26 protein-coding genes are annotated in these 16,646 nt (G+C 35.9%); all 26 read right to left on the bottom strand.

The genetic code is table 11. The features are described 5' to 3' along the window. Position 1: 1 nt before the first annotated feature. On the bottom strand, positions 2–295 hold the full coding sequence (locus tag PHY73_04810) for a hypothetical protein (protein ID MDD3375025.1): 294 nt from the start codon (positions 293–295) through the stop codon (positions 2–4). Positions 296–319: 24 nt separating this feature from the next. Then, complete coding sequence (locus PHY73_04805) at positions 320–1,126, bottom strand: M48 family metallopeptidase (protein MDD3375024.1); 807 nt, start codon at positions 1,124–1,126, stop codon at positions 320–322. Further along, positions 1,126–1,737: an HD family hydrolase gene (locus tag PHY73_04800; protein MDD3375023.1), complete on the bottom strand. Its 612-nt coding sequence runs from the start codon at positions 1,735–1,737 to the stop codon at positions 1,126–1,128. The genes PHY73_04805 and PHY73_04800 overlap by 1 nt, the downstream gene beginning before the upstream one ends. Then, the gene (gene rlmB, locus PHY73_04795) at positions 1,700–2,428 is read right to left on the bottom strand and encodes a 23S rRNA (guanosine(2251)-2'-O)-methyltransferase RlmB (protein MDD3375022.1); all 729 of its coding nucleotides are present in this window, start codon (positions 2,426–2,428) and stop codon (positions 1,700–1,702) included. Before rlmB ends, PHY73_04800 begins: the two co-directional genes overlap by 38 nt. A 93-nt stretch (positions 2,429–2,521) precedes the next feature. Continuing rightward, on the bottom strand, positions 2,522–3,220 hold the full coding sequence (locus tag PHY73_04790; protein MDD3375021.1) for a hypothetical protein: 699 nt from the start codon (positions 3,218–3,220) through the stop codon (positions 2,522–2,524). A 44-nt stretch (positions 3,221–3,264) separates the two neighbouring features. After that, a complete protein-coding gene (locus tag PHY73_04785) occupies positions 3,265–3,969 on the bottom strand; it encodes a hypothetical protein (protein MDD3375020.1) in 705 nt (234 codons plus the stop codon). A gap of 33 nt (positions 3,970–4,002) precedes the next feature. Then, the gene (locus PHY73_04780; protein ID MDD3375019.1) at positions 4,003–4,734 is read right to left on the bottom strand and encodes a glycosyltransferase family 2 protein; all 732 of its coding nucleotides are present in this window, start codon (positions 4,732–4,734) and stop codon (positions 4,003–4,005) included. Next, on the bottom strand, positions 4,727–5,281 hold the full coding sequence (locus PHY73_04775) for an acyltransferase (protein MDD3375018.1): 555 nt from the start codon (positions 5,279–5,281) through the stop codon (positions 4,727–4,729). Before PHY73_04775 ends, PHY73_04780 begins: the two co-directional genes overlap by 8 nt. After that, positions 5,282–6,298, bottom strand: coding sequence for a Gfo/Idh/MocA family oxidoreductase (locus PHY73_04770; protein MDD3375017.1), 1,017 nt, complete (start codon positions 6,296–6,298; stop codon positions 5,282–5,284). Positions 6,299–6,306: 8 nt separating this feature from the next. Beyond that, positions 6,307–6,780: a transcription elongation factor GreA gene (gene greA, locus PHY73_04765; protein MDD3375016.1), complete on the bottom strand. Its 474-nt coding sequence runs from the start codon at positions 6,778–6,780 to the stop codon at positions 6,307–6,309. Between the two features lie 93 nt (positions 6,781–6,873). Then, on the bottom strand, positions 6,874–7,107 hold the full coding sequence (locus PHY73_04760; GenBank protein ID MDD3375015.1) for a hypothetical protein: 234 nt from the start codon (positions 7,105–7,107) through the stop codon (positions 6,874–6,876). Between the two features lie 28 nt (positions 7,108–7,135). Beyond that, positions 7,136–7,429 (bottom strand): YbaB/EbfC family nucleoid-associated protein, encoded by a 294-nt coding sequence (locus tag PHY73_04755; GenBank protein MDD3375014.1) that lies wholly within the window; start codon positions 7,427–7,429, stop codon positions 7,136–7,138. 15 nt (positions 7,430–7,444) lie between these two features. Continuing rightward, on the bottom strand, positions 7,445–7,747 hold the full coding sequence (locus PHY73_04750) for a YggT family protein (protein MDD3375013.1): 303 nt from the start codon (positions 7,745–7,747) through the stop codon (positions 7,445–7,447). Between the two features lie 20 nt (positions 7,748–7,767). Continuing rightward, entirely contained in the window at positions 7,768–8,847 is a 1,080-nt protein-coding gene (locus PHY73_04745; protein MDD3375012.1) for a mechanosensitive ion channel family protein, read from the bottom strand. A 21-nt stretch (positions 8,848–8,868) separates the two neighbouring features. After that, on the bottom strand, positions 8,869–9,468 hold the full coding sequence (locus PHY73_04740) for an MlaD family protein (protein MDD3375011.1): 600 nt from the start codon (positions 9,466–9,468) through the stop codon (positions 8,869–8,871). Between the two features lie 13 nt (positions 9,469–9,481). Then, positions 9,482–10,198 carry an ATP-binding cassette domain-containing protein gene (locus tag PHY73_04735; GenBank protein MDD3375010.1) on the bottom strand — a complete coding sequence of 239 codons (717 nt, stop codon included), beginning with the start codon at positions 10,196–10,198 and terminating at the stop codon, positions 9,482–9,484. A 2-nt stretch (positions 10,199–10,200) separates the two neighbouring features. Beyond that, positions 10,201–10,539: a hypothetical protein gene (locus tag PHY73_04730; GenBank protein MDD3375009.1), complete on the bottom strand. Its 339-nt coding sequence runs from the start codon at positions 10,537–10,539 to the stop codon at positions 10,201–10,203. A 9-nt stretch (positions 10,540–10,548) separates the two neighbouring features. Next, complete coding sequence (locus PHY73_04725; protein ID MDD3375008.1) at positions 10,549–11,337, bottom strand: ABC transporter permease; 789 nt, start codon at positions 11,335–11,337, stop codon at positions 10,549–10,551. Continuing rightward, positions 11,334–11,807 (bottom strand): NYN domain-containing protein, encoded by a 474-nt coding sequence (locus tag PHY73_04720; protein ID MDD3375007.1) that lies wholly within the window; start codon positions 11,805–11,807, stop codon positions 11,334–11,336. The genes PHY73_04725 and PHY73_04720 overlap by 4 nt, the downstream gene beginning before the upstream one ends. After that, on the bottom strand, positions 11,740–12,726 hold the full coding sequence (locus tag PHY73_04715) for a lysylphosphatidylglycerol synthase transmembrane domain-containing protein (GenBank protein ID MDD3375006.1): 987 nt from the start codon (positions 12,724–12,726) through the stop codon (positions 11,740–11,742). Before PHY73_04715 ends, PHY73_04720 begins: the two co-directional genes overlap by 68 nt. Before the next feature lie 13 nt (positions 12,727–12,739). Beyond that, the gene (lipA, locus tag PHY73_04710) at positions 12,740–13,636 is read right to left on the bottom strand and encodes a lipoyl synthase (protein MDD3375005.1); all 897 of its coding nucleotides are present in this window, start codon (positions 13,634–13,636) and stop codon (positions 12,740–12,742) included. A gap of 5 nt (positions 13,637–13,641) precedes the next feature. Further along, a complete protein-coding gene (def, locus tag PHY73_04705; protein ID MDD3375004.1) occupies positions 13,642–14,166 on the bottom strand; it encodes a peptide deformylase in 525 nt (174 codons plus the stop codon). Then, on the bottom strand, positions 14,141–14,491 hold the full coding sequence (locus PHY73_04700) for an aspartate 1-decarboxylase (GenBank protein MDD3375003.1): 351 nt from the start codon (positions 14,489–14,491) through the stop codon (positions 14,141–14,143). Before PHY73_04700 ends, def begins: the two co-directional genes overlap by 26 nt. Positions 14,492–14,520: 29 nt before the next feature. After that, positions 14,521–14,841 carry a thioredoxin gene (gene trxA, locus PHY73_04695; protein ID MDD3375002.1) on the bottom strand — a complete coding sequence of 107 codons (321 nt, stop codon included), beginning with the start codon at positions 14,839–14,841 and terminating at the stop codon, positions 14,521–14,523. Positions 14,842–15,175: 334 nt separating this feature from the next. Continuing rightward, the gene (gene gpmA / locus PHY73_04690; protein ID MDD3375001.1) at positions 15,176–15,925 is read right to left on the bottom strand and encodes a 2,3-diphosphoglycerate-dependent phosphoglycerate mutase; all 750 of its coding nucleotides are present in this window, start codon (positions 15,923–15,925) and stop codon (positions 15,176–15,178) included. A gap of 8 nt (positions 15,926–15,933) precedes the next feature. Continuing rightward, positions 15,934–16,593: a hypothetical protein gene (locus PHY73_04685; protein MDD3375000.1), complete on the bottom strand. Its 660-nt coding sequence runs from the start codon at positions 16,591–16,593 to the stop codon at positions 15,934–15,936. Positions 16,594–16,646: the final 53 nt, after the last annotated feature.

The following is a 16,646-nucleotide window of genomic DNA, read 5'->3' as shown; positions in this document are numbered from 1 at the left end:
TTTAATTCCTTTTAATTTTTACATTAATGCCAATAGCATATAAATTAAATATTCCGATAACGATCCCTAAAAACATCATGCAAATTGAAATCGGAGAAATGTTTCCTTTTTGTAAATCAACAATAATAGGCATCTGTGTTAAATAAGCAATCGCAAGAAGACCAAGAAAAATAAGTAACCCAGAGATAATAAAAACAAGAAGTGACAATAGAAACGATAACAAAATAACGAAAAAATTATACAAAAAAAGATTTCCTTTGGCAATTTTACTTGCGGCAATTCCGATTCTTTGCATAGAGCCCTCTTTTTCCTATTTTAATTATTTCTCTGTATTGCCATTATATCGATACGGCGCAAAAACAATTTCTTCTTTCACCGACTCAATTCGATCTTCAACAAAGGGATGTGTTCGAAGCCACAGCGGAACGCTTGACCCCTTTGATTCCTTTAATAAAATCTCGAATGATTCTATGATACCATTGAGGTCATATCCTGCCAAGAACATATACTTAACGCCCAATCGATCTGCTTCGTATTCATCTTGACGACTAAATGACGCAGAAACGATATTCATCAAAACTCCAGCAGACATCGAAGCAATCTGAGTCGAGAAATCTCCGCCCATATCCACCATTGAAAAGATAATTGACCCCGCAACATTATATCCTAACGCTGCCTGAAACTTCTTTGCAATATGCCGAGCAGAATTATGACCCAATTCATGCGCCACTACAGAGGCAATCGCATCATCTGTTTTTAATTTATCAAATAACCCTGTAAAGAAATAAATATACCCGCCAGGTGTCGTAAAAGCATTAAGCTCATCTTTTTCAATTAAGAAAAAATGATATGGATATATCTTTTTCTCTAAAACATTGACTAAACGTCTTCCAATCTCATCAAGGCGTCTCTGCTTATCTTTGTCAGACGAAAGTTTATATTCCTTGATAATGCTTTTGTTCGAATCATACCCGATCGAAACCTCGTCTTGAGGTGAAAGTAAAACAAACTCGTAACGCTCGGTCGCTGCATTATACGTCTTTAAACTTGCACATCCGCCCAAACTAAAGGATGCCAATAAAAAACAAAATGTAAAAAATAAGAATTTATATCGACGATTACTCATTATCGCTCAAACTTAACAACGCTTTGCCACCAAGAAGCACTGTCCCATTTCTTTAAACTATTCCATATTTTCTTAGCACTCTTAGTTTTTAAAAGATCTGGCGCTTTTGTTAAGAAGATCTCTGCTTTCTTGTGTCCGTTTTGCATATATTCTTTTGCCTGCAAAAGACATTCTAAGATATCCGCATCTCGTGCAACCAAGCTTTCCTTGGTCTTTTGCTCATCATAGGACTTTCGAAAACGAGACAATTCTTCTTTTACTTTCTTATCTAAACCCTTAACCTGATCATCGAAAACTTTTTTTTCTGCTGTTTTAAAATCAATATAATAATGACCCATTTTATGCAAATCATTAATGCGCGCTTCATGAATATCATTAAAAAGCGCCATCACAATTGCTTTGTATGGATCGACACCTTCTAAGTGAGCGATATAATACGCCATAATCGCGCAGCGAAAACTATGATCAGCCACGCTCTCTGGATCCTTGATTCCAGCGACCCACCAACCACTGCGCTTAACTCGCTTTAGAAGTCCTGCCTCAGCAAAAAAATCCAATGCCTTTGATTGACTTTTAACAATCTTTTTTGTTTTTTTGTTTTGTGATTTCATAGCATAAAATAGCAGTTGCTTGTGCTGCGTTAAACGACAAGCGTTCATGTTTCATAGGGATTGTAACGCTAACATCAATTTGTTTTCGAATAACATCCCGAATACCTCTTTGTTCAGATCCAATAACAAGGCCGATCGGAAAAGGCAGAGATTGCTCTGATAAATCTTCTCCTCCTTCAACCACAGATCCTGCAATCCAAAAACCTTGTTTCTTAGCCAAGGAAATAGCATTACTTAGGTTAGAAACTCTTGAGACAGAAACGTAGTTATCTCCCCCAGAAGCAACACGAAAAACAGCTTCGGTAATTGAAACCGATTCTTTTTTTGGAAGAACAATTCCAAAATCACCCAGACAAGCAACGCTTCGAATAATAGCCCCTAAATTTTGAGGATCCTTTAAATTATCCAAAAACAATAATGACAGCTTCTTTTTCAGCGCCTGATCCAAAAGATCAGAATACTCTGTATACTGAAAATCTTCAACATCCGCAACAACGCCTTGACTGTTCAAATTTCGAGTCATCTTCAAAATCTTAGATTGAGCAACACCATAAACTGCAATGCCCCACTTCTTTGCCTTTTTTCGAATATAAGAGGCATCCGCGTGATCCGTTTGGACATAAATCGTTCTTATGCTTTTAGGATTAGATTTTATTCTTTCGATAACTGAATTTTTTCCAAAAAGTTTCATACACCCTTCCTTAATCAGAACTTCATAACAATATTCTGATTGAACAATGATTCCATCGAACCATCAAAAATTCTTATTAAAAATAAGCACAATTTAGAACTCAAAAATTCTACCGAAAATAGGCATAACTAATAAAGTGAATAAAAAAAGATAGAGCATAATTGAACTTAAAATCGATAAAACATCCAAGAATGATTCCCATCCTACATTACGGTTGCGCGCATCATAAACAGCGCTTCTTTTTCCATTCTTTCTTTTCTCATTTGATTGTGCAATTAGCTCATCTAAATCAATAAAAACGTTTCCTGAAAATATTTCTTCTGAAAGTCGATTGTATTCCTGATTATATTCGCACTCATCCTTCGCATGGACACCTTTACCATCAGATAAAATATATTTCCAACCACATTCAGGGCAATACGAGTGATACAAAAGACGATACGAGAGCGAATAAATAAAATTAACCAAGAGCCATGGCAATTTAATAATATAGCTGATATCAAGAGGCTGGACAAAAAAACGTTTAAATTTTTCTCCTTTTTTCATCTCGTTTGCACTAAACGCAAACGAAGACAAAAATGTTTTTCCTTTTAGAAAAACCCCAATCAGGTACGCTTTGCGCTGATGCGTCATGGGATCTTTCATTCTTATTTGCTTTGGTTGAGAAAGACTTGTTCCACTATTTCTTTCAAAAGCTAAAAGATCCGCATCTATCAAAATTCCATCACAATACAGACATTTGATCTCATGATCATCTTTATAAGCAACCTGACATCGAGGACATTTCTTCATTTTATTCTCCTTAGAAATTAACACAAAACAAATTCTTCCTAATACTAAAACTGATAAATCTCAGCAAAGATCGGCATGCTCACACGAATCACAACATAACCATATAAAGCAATCGAAATAAGTATCGAAAGAATATCTAGAAATCTTTCCAACTTAATGTTTCTGTGAGTTAAATCAAAAAACGCACTCTTTTTCCCTCTTCTAACCTTCTCTTCAGACTCCTTGCGCAATACTCTTAAATCAACACGTTCTTTTTTTAGAAAAATTTCATCTGAAATACGATTGTACTCCTGACAATATTCACATGCATCTTTTGGGTGTTGAGCTTCCTGAAAATGATAAAATATAAAATATCGCGTGTTGCATAAAGGGCAATACCGAGAATGCAATATATGAAAAAAGAGCGAATAAACAATATCAACAACAAGCCACGGAATTTTCACAACATATCCAATGTCAATTGGCTGAACAAGAAATCTGGTTGCTTTCTTACTACGCTTAATATCATTACAGCTAAAAGCAAAGGATGACAAAAATGTTCTTCTGCGAAAAAGAATTCCCATCAAATAATCTTTATTCTGATGCGTGAGAATCTTTTTTGAAGGCAATGATTCTGTGCCTTGAGCAGAAGGCGCAACATCTTCTCTCGATTGATCCTGATGAATCTTGACAAGAATGCTCTCGCAATAAAGGCAGCCAACGAGATTTTCATCATCAAAAGTGATATTGCAACTTAAGCATTTTCTCATATTTTTCTTTTATTCAATGAACATAAAAAATCTTTATTTCTTGATTCTAAACCCTAAATAAAGAATTGGTTTTAAAATGCTCCACCATCCTAAAAAAGGTCGCATTTTTGTATATCCTAATTTTCTAGAAGGATAAACTTTCTTCACTAAAACTTCTTTAAACTTATAATCAAAGATTAAAACTTTAAATAAGATATAAGGCTCAAGTTCATACGCATTAAGCCACTGCTGATCCAAATTAATTCGCTTGTCTTTAAAAACAGAGAGCTTAATCGCCCTAAAACCATTGGTGCTATCGGTGACTCGCTTTTTAGTAAAAAAAGAAAGCAATGCTGGATGAAGGCGTGTAGCAATTCTTCGGTACATTGGCATGTCCCCTCCGACTCCGCATCCACCCTTGTATCGAGACCCTTGCACAAAATCAAAATCTTCTTTTATCACTGGATCAACAAGAGAAAATATTTCATTTGGATCATCCTTATCGTTACCAGCCATAATAACAATAATATCAAAATTCTTTTTGATCGCGTGATTTATCGCTGTTCGAATTGCAGCCCCTACTCCAATTCGATGAGCGTGCTTAATGGTTTGAACACCTTGATTTGAAAAACTTTCAATGATTTTGGTTGTTTCATCTGTCGACCCATCATCCATTACCAGATATTCAACTTTTCCAAAAGCCGGGCTTGCAATAAAACGCTCTATTGTTCTTTTAATCTTAACATGTTCATTAAAAGCAATCGGACAAACTAAGACCTTAGTCATTAATTTCTAATCCCTTTTCCCCTATGCTATACAGTAAGCCACAAGAACACTTTAAAGATTCTTCTAATCTTTTTCCGCAACAACATGCATAACCTATTTTTCTAGCAGGATTACCAACAACCATTTCAAATGGCAAAACATCTTTTGTCACAATGCTACCCGCTCCAACAAAAGCATATTCTCCAATGGTAACACCGCACAAAACAGTTGCATTGCTTCCAATGGTAGCGCCCTTTTTTACAATTGTTTTTTCAAGAACCCAGTCTTCTTTTTTGCTGCGAGGATTTCGATCGTTAACAAAAACAACATTTGTCCCACAAAAAACATCATCTTCTAAAATAACACCATCAAAAATCGAGACACCATTTTTAATTGTTACGCGATTTCCAAGCTTAGCCCCTTTTTCCAAAAAACAACAATCACAAATATTGCAATCGGATCCGACAATAGCCCCATCTTGAATATTAACAAAAGCCCAAATACGCGTCCGGTCTCCTATCTGGGATTTATCGTTAACTAATGCGGTTGGATGCTTTGAATAATTCATTTAAGAAATCTTTACTGGCGATCCGCCATTGTTCATTGATTCAGAAATAGCTAAAAGTGTCCTAACAACATCTTCCCCTTTTTTCGCATCTGAAACATCAGGCAACCGATTATTCTTAATGCAATCAAGAAAATATTGATTTTGATTTTTCAAAGGCTCTTTAATCGCAATCTTCGGAATCATCACACTTCCCTCTTTTGATAAAAGCTGAAATTCACCATACGTTTCATAAAAAACTTCTGTTCGCTCAACATGTTTATCATAAAGTCGTATCGGACCCATATTATCCAAATCATCCCACACAATCATTTTTTCATCTCCAACAATCGTAATCTGCCTTACTTTTCGAGGATCAAGCCAGCTCACATGGATATTCACCAAAATGTTATTTGGATATTCCAATGTCACAAATGCCAAATCTTCCAGAGATGTTTTTAAACATTTTTGGCCCCTGGCAGAAACATTGATAGGACAACTATCAAACAAATAATTAAAAATAGAAATATCATGAGGTGCCAAATCCCAAAGAGCGTTAACATCGTAGCGAAATGGGCCAAGGTTTGTTCTTTCTGAATGAGCATAATAAATATTACCAAGCTCGCCCTGCGACAAATATTTCTTTAACTGCACAATGCCTTCATTAAACAAAAAAACGTGCCCGACCATTAAAATCTTCGAATTTTCTTGAGCTAAACGACCCAACTCTTGACATTCTTTCGCGGAAATAGCTAACGGCTTCTCACACAAAACATGCTTGCCGGATTCTAAGGATTCTTTGGCAATTTGAAAATGACTTGCTGTAGGAGTCACGATGCAAACCGCGTCAACATCATCAGTGCTTAAAATATCTCGATAGTCTTTTGTTATTTTAATATGAGGAAAAAGGTTCTTAATGGCCGTTAATCGATCTTGCTCCAAATCCGAACACATGACAACTTCAGAATCTGCAAGCTGAGAAAATGTTCGAATATGGTTAGGCCCCCAATGACCACATCCAATAACACCAATTGAAATCACGCAAACTCCTATCGATTAATTTTTGTAATTTTATATCTTAAGGCTCCCGCAGGAACTTGAATTTCAACTTCATCATCTAATTTACGACCAAGCAAAGCTTTTCCAATTGGCGATGTAATCGAAATCTTTCCCTCTTCATAATTTGACTCTTCCGGAGATACCAGAATATACACAGATTCCTCGTTCGTATCCAAATCAATTAAGGTCACAGTTGCTCCAATAAAAGCCTTGTCTTTTGGAATATCCTCATCTTCAATGATTCGAGCACGAGACAAGGTGCCTTCAAGCTCTGAAATTCTTGCTTCACAATGAGCCTGAGCGTTTTTAGCAGCATCATATTCTGCGTTCTCTTTTAAATCCCCTAAAAGCCTGGCCTCTCCGATAGCCCTTGAAATCTTAAGACGCTCAACTCCTTTAAGCTGATCAAGATCTTTAATCAATTTTTCATATCCTTCTCTCGTTAAATAAACATCACCTGACATATAATTTCCTTTGCATATCAATTTTCTTTAATTTAAAATAAGAAATCTTGTTGGGATGCTCTTTTTTAAAAAAGAGCATCCCAAAAACTCTTACTACATGTTCTCGATAGCAGTCTTAAGCGAAGGAAGAATTTCTTGAATTTCCGCTTTGTTCATGCGACCTAATTTAGCAAAACGCCATTCTTCAGCTGCATTTTTATTTTCTCGTGAAATCTGAAGCTTTTTTTCGCCTCCGTTGTAAGAAAAAACACCAACTGTAATTCTTGTCTCTTCGAATTCCTTTGCATCCTTAAAAATTTCAATATCAAGCGATTTATCATACGGCATGATACTTCTCCTTTTGTTGTGTTGTTAGTTAAAGCCCTGGAATGTTTAATCCAGCCATTTTTTTCATTTTTTCTGCAGCCATTGCCTGGGACTGAGCAATCGCATAATTAATACTCTTTAGAATTTTTTTCTGAAACTCTTGCTGATTATCTTGTCCTAAAAGACTAGGGTCGATTTCAACAGAGTGAAACCTTTGTGCTCCATCGATAACAATCTTAATTCCAGACCCATCATCAGCTTCAGTTCTTGAAGCTTCAAGCTCTCGCTTAATCTGGTCCGCTTGCTTTTTCATCTCCATCAATTTTTTCATCTGATCAAACATCGCACAACTCCTTTATTATATTAAATTTTTCAATCGATATCCCATTTCAATCAATGTTGAAATTAAAAAAGATTTTAAGAACACAATGCCTAAAAATGCCACGATGGGAGAAAAATCAATCGCCATTCTTGGCAAAATCCGGCGAATAGGCTCTAAAATTGGCTCTGTGGTTCGATGCAAGAACTGCACAACGGGATTAAAAGGGTCTGGATTAACCCAGCTAATCAGAGCACGAATCAAAATTAACCAATATAAAAATGTTAAAATAATATCAAGAATTTTTGCCAATGAAATAATTAAATTTCCAAAAATAAACATAAAGCTCCCCCGTGGTTATTTTAGCTTTTTTGAATGTTCTCAAGAGATTTTTCTTGATCATAGTTAATCGCACGAATCGGAAATGGAATCACAATGCCCTCTTTAGTATAGCGCTTCGCTAAACGCTTAATAAATTCATGTTTAATTAAATAATTATCCACAAATTCTTTGGCGCGCAAAATCACACTAAAATTAATACTCGAATGATCAAAAGTATGATATCGAATAAACGGCTCAAAATCTTTAATTCCGCCTACGACCTCTTTCATTACTTCTCTTCCGACTTCTATGGTAACTTTTTCTACTTTTTCCAAATCCGATGTATAGTGTACACCAACCTGAACTAACACAGCTAATTCTTGCTCAGGATAATAATAATTCGTTACTCTTGAATTAACCATCACCTTGTTGGGCATTACCACAATATTATTCGGAAGCATTCGAATCCAAGTTGAACGCCATCCAATTTTGTGCACATAGCCTTCTTCACCAGATTCAAGTTTAACAAATTGGCCAACTTTAATTGGTTTATCAACAATAATTTGAACACCTGAAAAGAAATTCTCAAGCGTTGGCTGCAATGCAAGAGCAACTGCCAGAGAACCAATCCCCAAAGAAGCTAAAACAGGTGTGATGGAAACACCAAAACTGTCCAAAAGAACCAAAAGTCCGATGCCAATGACAAGTAAGCGCGTAATCGTCTTAACAACGCTTCCTGAAGTCTGCAAAACATCATATTTCGGCGAATAGGCTTCAATTAATTTGTTAATAAATTTATCAAAAAATAAAACAATCGCAATAATTGTAACTGCTTTAAATCCAAGAACAACATACTTTGCCAAATCTGCGCCTGCAGTTATCGGAGCAATCCGCTCAACAAGAATTCCACCGCTTGTAAAAATTAATAAGAGCAACGGGACATCAAGCGAATCAACAAGAATATCATCAGCTTTTGTTTTTGTTTTTTTCGCGAATTTTTTGATAGATTTAAATACAATGCCTTTAATCAAAAGACCTGCCATAACCCACAATAAATAGCTAAGAGGGATATAAATCCACGCAAAAATCTTAATACCAAAAATTGTTATTGAATCACCCATAAACCAATCCTCCTTACTTTTCTAAAAAACTGTAAATAAATTTCCGTCAATTAATCTCTCTTCAATGCGGTTAAGCACTCTTTTGATCTTCTTGAAGTTATCATCAACTTCATTCATAACAACAGCCATTCCTTTTGCTGTGTCTTGAAGAGAAACAGCTGTCTGGCCAAATGTTCTAGCAAGATCTTGAACATCCAGAGGATCTTCGCCAACTAACGGCTTAGCAATATCAAGCTTTCGACCATTCCCGGACGGATCTTTGCTAATAGCAATCAACTTTTGCCCTAAGACACCTTCGGTCTTAATTTCAAAACTATACGCCTTTTCAATTTGCTTCTTATATCGTTTAAAAAGGCTTAAACTCACAACAACGTGACGCCCGTCAACTTCTTCATCAAGAAAATCGATTTTGCCAACAGTTCCCACATTAACTCCGGACAAGCGAACTGGTGCTCCGATGGACAGGCCGCCAACTTGACTAAATAAAACTTGAGCCGTAAACTTTGGCTGAGTCAATCCTCTCTCCATCCCAATCGTCAAAACAACAACACCAATCAAAATAACCCCAATAATAAAAAATAGACCTGCATATAACTTTATTGAAAACTCTTTTTTTTCCATTATAACTCCAAGGTTAATTTAGAAATTCTTTAACAAAAGCATTATCTATTGATTCAATCTCCCTAGCCGTGCCTTGCGCTACAAGCGACCCGTCTTTCATAATAACTAATCGATCGGCGATGCGAAACGAATTCTTCATGTCGTGGGATGTGATCACTGTTGTTGTATTAAAATGCCGTGAAATATTTAAAATAGCATCAGCAATATCTCGACTACGAATCGGATCTAAACCCGATGTCGGCTCATCACACAAAAGAATCTTTGAGTTTAAGATAACCGCTCGAGCTAGCGCAGCTCGTTTTTGCATCCCGCCACTTAACTCAGACGGATATTTTTCTTCAATATCATCGAGCCCAACTAAATTCAAAGTGCTCCTAACCTTTTCTCTGATTTCTTGCTCATTCATTTTTGTATGTTCTTTCAGCGGAAATGCGACGTTCTCAAAAATTGTCATAAAATCATATAGCGCTCCATCTTGAAAAAGATATCCCATTTTCTTTCTTAACAAAAGCCAATCTTTTTCACCAAAGCTTGTAACATCCATCGAATCAATTTCGATGGAACCTTTATCCAAAACAAGCAAACCAATTAAATGTTTAAGCAATACGCTCTTGCCGACCCCGCTTTGTCCTAAAATAGCAAGAATTTCACCCTCCTTAACCTCAAAATTAACATCTTTAAGAATCGGTTGATCGTTAAACGACTTGTACAAATGCGAAACTTTAATCATTTTTATTTCTTTTCAAAAATACGAAACTTATTCTTTTCAAATTTAGTATAGATACGATTATACGGGCGCACATCAATCGTCCCAACAAAAAACTGAACTCCATCTTGTTCACCTAACAAGTAAACCTCTGAATCCGATAAAATGTCAATATCATCTTTAGGGTACCATAACTCATCCTCAAAAAGAATAGGTTTGCCATCTTGAATCCATTGAGCTTCCACCTCTAAAACAGAAAAAGACTTTGGTCTTTTTCTTTTGGCTGCATTCGCATCGCACCCTATAAAACCGATCGCAACAATAAGAAAAATAAATATCCTTAAATAATTAAAGAAATCTCTCACGCTTTCCTCCTATCCCCAAAATGTCAAAATAATTTTTGTCAATATTGTATTTGAAACAACAACCAAAATATAAGCCAAAGCAACAGCTTTTGTCGTGAAACGACCAACCCCTAACGATCCACCCTTTGTGACAAAACCTTGATAACAACAAATCCATCCAATTAAAATAGCAAAAAAGAATGTTTTAATAAAACCACTAAAGAAATCAACATAATCAATCGATTGTAATGTTTGATTAATATAAAACGATCCTGGAATATTCGCCTCAAAAACTCCAACTAAATACCCACCCGTGATTCCAATAATCTCAGACATCACAACTAAAATAGGCAAAACAAGGAAACACGCTAACATTCTCGGAACAGCCAAAAACTCAATCGGATCAACACCCATAACTTTGGTTGCAACAATTTGATTGTTAACATTCATTGCTCCCAATTCTGCCGTAAGTCGTGCTCCGGCTTTTCCAGAAAAAACCAAAGCACTAAAAACAGGGCTAAGCTCTCGAACAAGCGAAAGAGCAACTAAGGCAGCTACCTTTTCTTTTGCCCCAAATCGGTCAAGCATAACATATCCCTGCAAAGCTAAAACAACACCAGAAGCAATCGACGTAAGAGCGATGACAACCACAGACTGCATGCCCTGTTCATAAATTTGCTTTATAACTTCCGAAAATCGAATTTTTCCTCTGACGATTCGATTTAATACACTAACCAAGAAATACAAGGCGTTTCCAAGACCAGCAATGCCTTCAAGTGCACTTTGAAAGAAATGTTTTAAAAAAATTAATATTTTCATTCGCCTTTTTTAAGCCACACCTTTTTAAGTTCTTGATTAATCTGGCATTCTTCCGTATTTGTAATCGACCTTTGAAAATCTTTTTTCTTCTTACCTGGCTTTCTCAAGAAAAAATCTTTAACAGCTAAAACCTTTGCCCCAAACTGACGAACATAAAACTGTATTTCTTTGTCATCTGTAACAACAATAATATTCTTTTTTAAATCTGCTCTCTCAACAATTTTCTTAATTGCTTCATCCGCTGTTTCGTTTTCGGTAAACAATATTTTTGGTGCTACCGCATATGCATTAATGCCTACTCCAGGCTGACCATCAAACACAATGGTTACCAGGTTTCGAGAACTTCCCTGCGGACAATCTTGTTCAACAAGGCGAACAAGACTCTCTCGAGATTCCTGCAAACTACCCCTCAGAAGATTTGGAATCTGATAAACAGCATTGTACCCGTCTATGAGATAATGAACAGACATAAACCATTGCCCCAATCAAGCCAATAATAGCCATAAATAAGAAATTAATCAAACTCATACTGGCAGCCGTTGCCGCAGCAACGCCGACCTTTGAAAACAAATAAACAGAGCTCACATCCCGAACACCCAAACCACCAATCGATGGAAAAGCTGATGCAACACAAATCAAGGGAACAAAAATAATCCAATAAATTAATCCAACATCTTGGTGCAAGCCTTTTGCGGTCAGATAAAATACTATCGCTAACAAGACCTGAACAAAACAAGAAATACTAATGACTAAAAATAATGCCTGTTTTTTTTCTTTAATCAGCACAATCGCATAATGAAGCTCCATCAATTTATCTTTAACAACTGGCCATTTATTAAAAACCTGGCAAGCAAACGAATAAAGCCGTTCATTAAAAAGAAACAAAATACCTAATGCCGTAGCTAAAGATATCATTCCAATGGCGATCAACAAAAATTTATCATAAACAATTCGGTACGCCGATGCAAAAGCAACAATCGAAACGATGACCAAAGCCACAAGACCAAAAACTCGATCCAAAAGCACCGAGGCGACCACCTTTGTTTTCTCAGATGTATCTCTAAAAAGCCCAATGGTCTTTACAACATCTCCACCTGTTGATGTTGGTAAAAATAAATTAAAAAAAGAACCAATCAAAAAACAACGTGCCACGCTTTTAAATGGAACCTTGATTCCCAAATAACGGATAATAATGTCCCATCGAATCAAAATAAGAAAATAAATAACAAACATAAAAAATAAACCAGCAAAAAGATAAGCAAAATTTGCTTCTTTCAGAATATCCATCATTTTGGCAACATCGATTTTCTTAAAAAGATAAAAAAGCAACGCTGCACTTAATCCTACTCGTAGCAATAATGAGGCTAATTCTTTGATTTTCTTCTTCAAATTCTAAACCCTTTTATATATCTAAACCCTTTAATCTATTTAAACAATTTTGGTATCCGTCCTCAGCTAAATATGAACTTCGAACGAGTGGGCCGCTTAAAACATGTCCGAATCCAATAGACATACCAAAAGTTTTGTACTCTTTAAATTCATCTGGCAAAACAAAACGATCAACACAAACGTGACGCTCTTTTTTTGACGGTGCTAAATACTGACCAATGGTCAAAAGATCACACCCAGCTGCCCTCAAATCCCGCATCGCCTGCTTCACCTCTTGCTTAGTCTCACCTAGACCAACCATCAATCCAGATTTAGTAAAGATACCTGGATTCAATTGTTTTGCTAATCTTAAAACATTCAGAGATCTTTCATAATCTGCTTGTGGTCGAAAGAGTGTTGACAATCTTTTAACCGTCTCAAGATTATGTCCAAAAACACTAGGTTCTGCATCCAAAACAATTTTGATTAAATTTTCATTACCCAAAAAGTCAGGAACCAATACTTCAATCCTTATTCCCGGAACAGACGCCTTAATTTCTTGAATCGTCTTAGAAAATTGCGCTGCTCCTTGATCTTCCAAATCATCTCTTGTCACAGATGTCACAACAACATATTTTAACCCTAGTCGCTTTACCGCCTGAGCTACATGACAAGGCTCAAAAGGATCAACTTCTTTAGCCTGCCCCGATTCAACCGCACAAAATCGACAAGCTCTAGTGCAACGATCGCCTAAAATCATAAATGTTGCAACGCCAGCTGACCAACAAGATCCCATATTAGGACAATAAGAATGTTCACAAACCGTGTAAATTCCTAACTGAGCAAATGATTCTTTCATGGAATCAATCTTATTTTTATTAGGAATCTTTTGCTTAAACCAACTAGGAAGTATTCTTTGTACAACTGTCATCTATTTTACGAATTTATTTTTAAATCTTTTTTAGTCTTTTTTGCTAAGTTATCCAATGCTTTTTGATTCTGCGCTCTTTCTTCCTCGCTTGCACGGTCGACAAAAAGCACCCCATCAAGATGATCTGTCTCGTGCAAAATAACGCGAGCAAAGAAATCTTCACATTCAATAATTCGTTTCTTTTTATTCTCATCTAGATATTCAACAGTAATTTTTTTTGGTCTCTTAATCGTAAAGGCAAACCCAGGAAAGCTCAGGCACCCTTCTTCCATAGACGATTGGCCCTCTTTCTTTAGGATCTTGGGATCAACAAAAACTCTTGGAAATTCAGGAAGATCAACAATAAAAATTTTCTTATTAATTCCTATTTGTGGTGCTGCCAGGCCAATTTCATTTTCGTTATCTGCAATTGTGTTAATCATTACATTAATGAGCATACGTTCAGCAGGACCAATTTTCTTAACTGGCTCTGATTTCCTTCTTAAACAAGGATCCCCATATGTCCTAATTCTTAACTTTGTTTTGATCATCTAAATAAACAACCTTTGCCTTATGTGTCTTTGCTTGATTTTCTTCTAAAAAACAATAACTTAAAATAATAAGCTTGTCTCCTACGCATCCTGATCGAGCTGCAGGACCGTTCAGACAAACAACTCCCGAGTTTTCTTTTCCCGCAATAGCATACGTTTCAATTCTAGAACCAGTATTTATATTTAAAAGCTCAACTTTTTCTCCAGGGAGAATACCAACACTTTTTAAGATTGCTTCATCAACAGTAATACTTCCTTCATAATACAGCTCAGCCTCTGTCACGCAAGCATTTGCAATTTTTGATTTCAGAATAGTCAAAATCATCTCTCAGCGTCCTCTCGTCCTGCCCTAATTTATAAATTCTTATTAATTTGCTCTAATAACTGATCCTTTGCCACAGCTCCGACAACCTGATCAACAGCTTCACCATTTTTAAACAAAATAAATGCTGGGATAGACATGATCCCGTATTTTACAGCTAAGCTTTGAGCTTCATCCACATTAACCTTCGCGACCTTAGCCTTTCCAGCCAATTCATCAGCCAACTCATCAAGAATTGGACTCATCATCTTGCAAGGACCGCACCATTCCGCCCAAAAATCAACCAAAACTGGAATCTCTGAATTGACGACTTCCTGCTCAAAATTTTTCTCTGTTAAATGAGATGCTCCCATAAAGCGCTCCCCTTTCGTTAAATTTATAAAAATATATTTAGATTTATATATACATATGTATATATAGTGAAAATGTATTATACAAATATTTAAGGTTTATATCAATAATATTCTTTAGAGGCTAAAGAATATTAGAATACGCATAAGTTATTTCTTTCCAACAAATTATGGTCCTCTTCAAATGCCTAAAGGACTATTCCGTAAGCTCTTTTAAACAAAAAACATAATTGAAGACCTTACGATAGAAAATGCGTGACAAAAAGTACCCTGGTTTTATTAATTTTAATACGGATAAGACGCAAATTAAAATGATGCAGCATCATTAGAAAAGTCGTTATTTTGTTATTTTTCCCTGCGAAGCCACAGAATCTGTGGCTTTTCTGATATCTTCAGGTTTTCCTAAATAATAATGTTTAATTGGACATAAATTTAAGTTAAGCTCATAAACCAATGGAATGCCTGTTGGAATATTAAGACTAGAAATATCTTGATCAGAAATGCCGTCTAGATGCTTAACTAAAGCGCGCAAACTATTACCGTGGGCGGCAATCAAAATTCTCTTCCCCTTCTTTATCTCAGGCGTAATTGTATTATGCCAAAAAGGTAAAAATCGATTAACTGTTTTTTCTAAGCTTTCAGTTAAAGGAATATCGCTCTCATCTAAGTTTTTATACTTTTCATCAAACCCAGGATAACGTTGATCTTGTTTTGTCAAAGGCGGCGGACAAACATCATAGCTTCTTCGCCAAATATGAACTTGGCTCTCTCCATATTCTTTTGCTGTCTCGGCTTTGTTTAATCCCTGCAAAGCTCCATAATGCCGCTCATTTAAACGCCAAGAAAAAGAAACAGGAATTGACGATAAGTCCATCTCTTGAAGCACAATTGAAAGGGTGTGTGTTGCGCGAGTTAAAACAGACGTAAAAGCAACATCAAAAACAAAACCTTCTTCTTTTAAAACTTGCCCTGCTTTGTGGGCTTCGGCGATTCCGTTTTCAGACAAATCCACATCTGTCCATCCAGTAAATCTATTTTCCCGATTCCAAATGCTTTCACCATGACGAAGTAAAACAATCTTATAAATATCTTTTATCATCTAAATATATTTTGTTTTTTAATAAAAATAGCCGCCATGCGAGCCACAAAAATAATTAAAAATATTTGTCCAGAAATAATCTCGAGATACGCCAAACTAATCGCCCATGTTGTAACCGGAAAAACACCAGAAAATTTCAAGGATGTCAAAACAGAATAACTAAAATAAAAAAATGGTATCTGTCCTAACTCGTAAGTAGAGAAGTTTGCACGATTAATCCAATACGTAAAAGAATAGAGAACCGCCCATAACAAACCAATCAATAAATATCCACAAATTCCAGATTTAAAAATATTAACAACGTCGTCCTCTTGCTCCATCAACTTTTTTATAATCATTTTGATCGAAAGCCCTAAAATCAAGATATAGATTCCATGAACAGAAACAATCAAAACCCTCTCGAGAAGCGGAGTAGTAATGAACGCGAGAATAAGATCAAGAAAAAAACCAATCGCAACTAATAGAATCGATTGCCAAAAAGTCTTCATTTTCAAAGACCCTGCTCGAAGAGACAAAACGAGAATAAAAAAGAACACAAATGGCGATATGGGAATAATCGGATGAACATCTTGAAGTGCGGGCATCAAAAAGAAAAGTGAAATCAATACAAAAAGAAGAACATTCATCTTCTCTTGTGCTATTTTTAAAAAATTCATATCTTTCTCCTATGCATAATAAACAACTGATTTATATTTATTATACCTTATTT

The sequence above is a fragment of the Candidatus Omnitrophota bacterium genome (assembly GCA_028693815.1).
Taxonomy (GTDB): Bacteria; Omnitrophota; Gorgyraeia; order Zapsychrales; family Aceulaceae; genus Aceula.
The sequence above is the reverse complement of the archived record's forward strand: the minus strand, read 5'-3'. Positions and strand labels throughout refer to the sequence as shown.

Coding starts and splice junctions, on each gene's coding strand:
- PHY73_04810 (MDD3375025.1), bottom strand. CDS start 295: ATGCAAAGAATCGGAATTGCCGCAAGTAAAATTGCCAAAGGAAATCTT.
- PHY73_04805 (MDD3375024.1), bottom strand. CDS start 1,126: ATGAGTAATCGTCGATATAAATTCTTATTTTTTACATTTTGTTTTTTA.
- PHY73_04800 (MDD3375023.1), bottom strand. CDS start 1,737: ATGAAATCACAAAACAAAAAAACAAAAAAGATTGTTAAAAGTCAATCA.
- rlmB (MDD3375022.1), bottom strand. CDS start 2,428: ATGAAACTTTTTGGAAAAAATTCAGTTATCGAAAGAATAAAATCTAAT.
- PHY73_04790 (MDD3375021.1), bottom strand. CDS start 3,220: ATGAAGAAATGTCCTCGATGTCAGGTTGCTTATAAAGATGATCATGAG.
- PHY73_04785 (MDD3375020.1), bottom strand. CDS start 3,969: ATGAGAAAATGCTTAAGTTGCAATATCACTTTTGATGATGAAAATCTC.
- PHY73_04780 (MDD3375019.1), bottom strand. CDS start 4,734: ATGACTAAGGTCTTAGTTTGTCCGATTGCTTTTAATGAACATGTTAAG.
- PHY73_04775 (MDD3375018.1), bottom strand. CDS start 5,281: ATGAATTATTCAAAGCATCCAACCGCATTAGTTAACGATAAATCCCAG.
- greA (MDD3375016.1), bottom strand. CDS start 6,780: ATGTCAGGTGATGTTTATTTAACGAGAGAAGGATATGAAAAATTGATT.
- PHY73_04760 (MDD3375015.1), bottom strand. CDS start 7,107: ATGCCGTATGATAAATCGCTTGATATTGAAATTTTTAAGGATGCAAAG.
- PHY73_04755 (MDD3375014.1), bottom strand. CDS start 7,429: ATGTTTGATCAGATGAAAAAATTGATGGAGATGAAAAAGCAAGCGGAC.
- PHY73_04750 (MDD3375013.1), bottom strand. CDS start 7,747: ATGTTTATTTTTGGAAATTTAATTATTTCATTGGCAAAAATTCTTGAT.
- PHY73_04745 (MDD3375012.1), bottom strand. CDS start 8,847: ATGGGTGATTCAATAACAATTTTTGGTATTAAGATTTTTGCGTGGATT.
- PHY73_04740 (MDD3375011.1), bottom strand. CDS start 9,468: ATGGAAAAAAAAGAGTTTTCAATAAAGTTATATGCAGGTCTATTTTTT.
- PHY73_04735 (MDD3375010.1), bottom strand. CDS start 10,198: ATGATTAAAGTTTCGCATTTGTACAAGTCGTTTAACGATCAACCGATT.
- PHY73_04725 (MDD3375008.1), bottom strand. CDS start 11,337: ATGAAAATATTAATTTTTTTAAAACATTTCTTTCAAAGTGCACTTGAA.
- PHY73_04720 (MDD3375007.1), bottom strand. CDS start 11,807: ATGTCTGTTCATTATCTCATAGACGGGTACAATGCTGTTTATCAGATT.
- lipA (MDD3375005.1), bottom strand. CDS start 13,636: ATGACAGTTGTACAAAGAATACTTCCTAGTTGGTTTAAGCAAAAGATT.
- def (MDD3375004.1), bottom strand. CDS start 14,166: ATGATCAAAACAAAGTTAAGAATTAGGACATATGGGGATCCTTGTTTA.
- PHY73_04700 (MDD3375003.1), bottom strand. CDS start 14,491: ATGATTTTGACTATTCTGAAATCAAAAATTGCAAATGCTTGCGTGACA.
- trxA (MDD3375002.1), bottom strand. CDS start 14,841: ATGGGAGCATCTCATTTAACAGAGAAAAATTTTGAGCAGGAAGTCGTC.
- PHY73_04685 (MDD3375000.1), bottom strand. CDS start 16,593: ATGAATTTTTTAAAAATAGCACAAGAGAAGATGAATGTTCTTCTTTTT.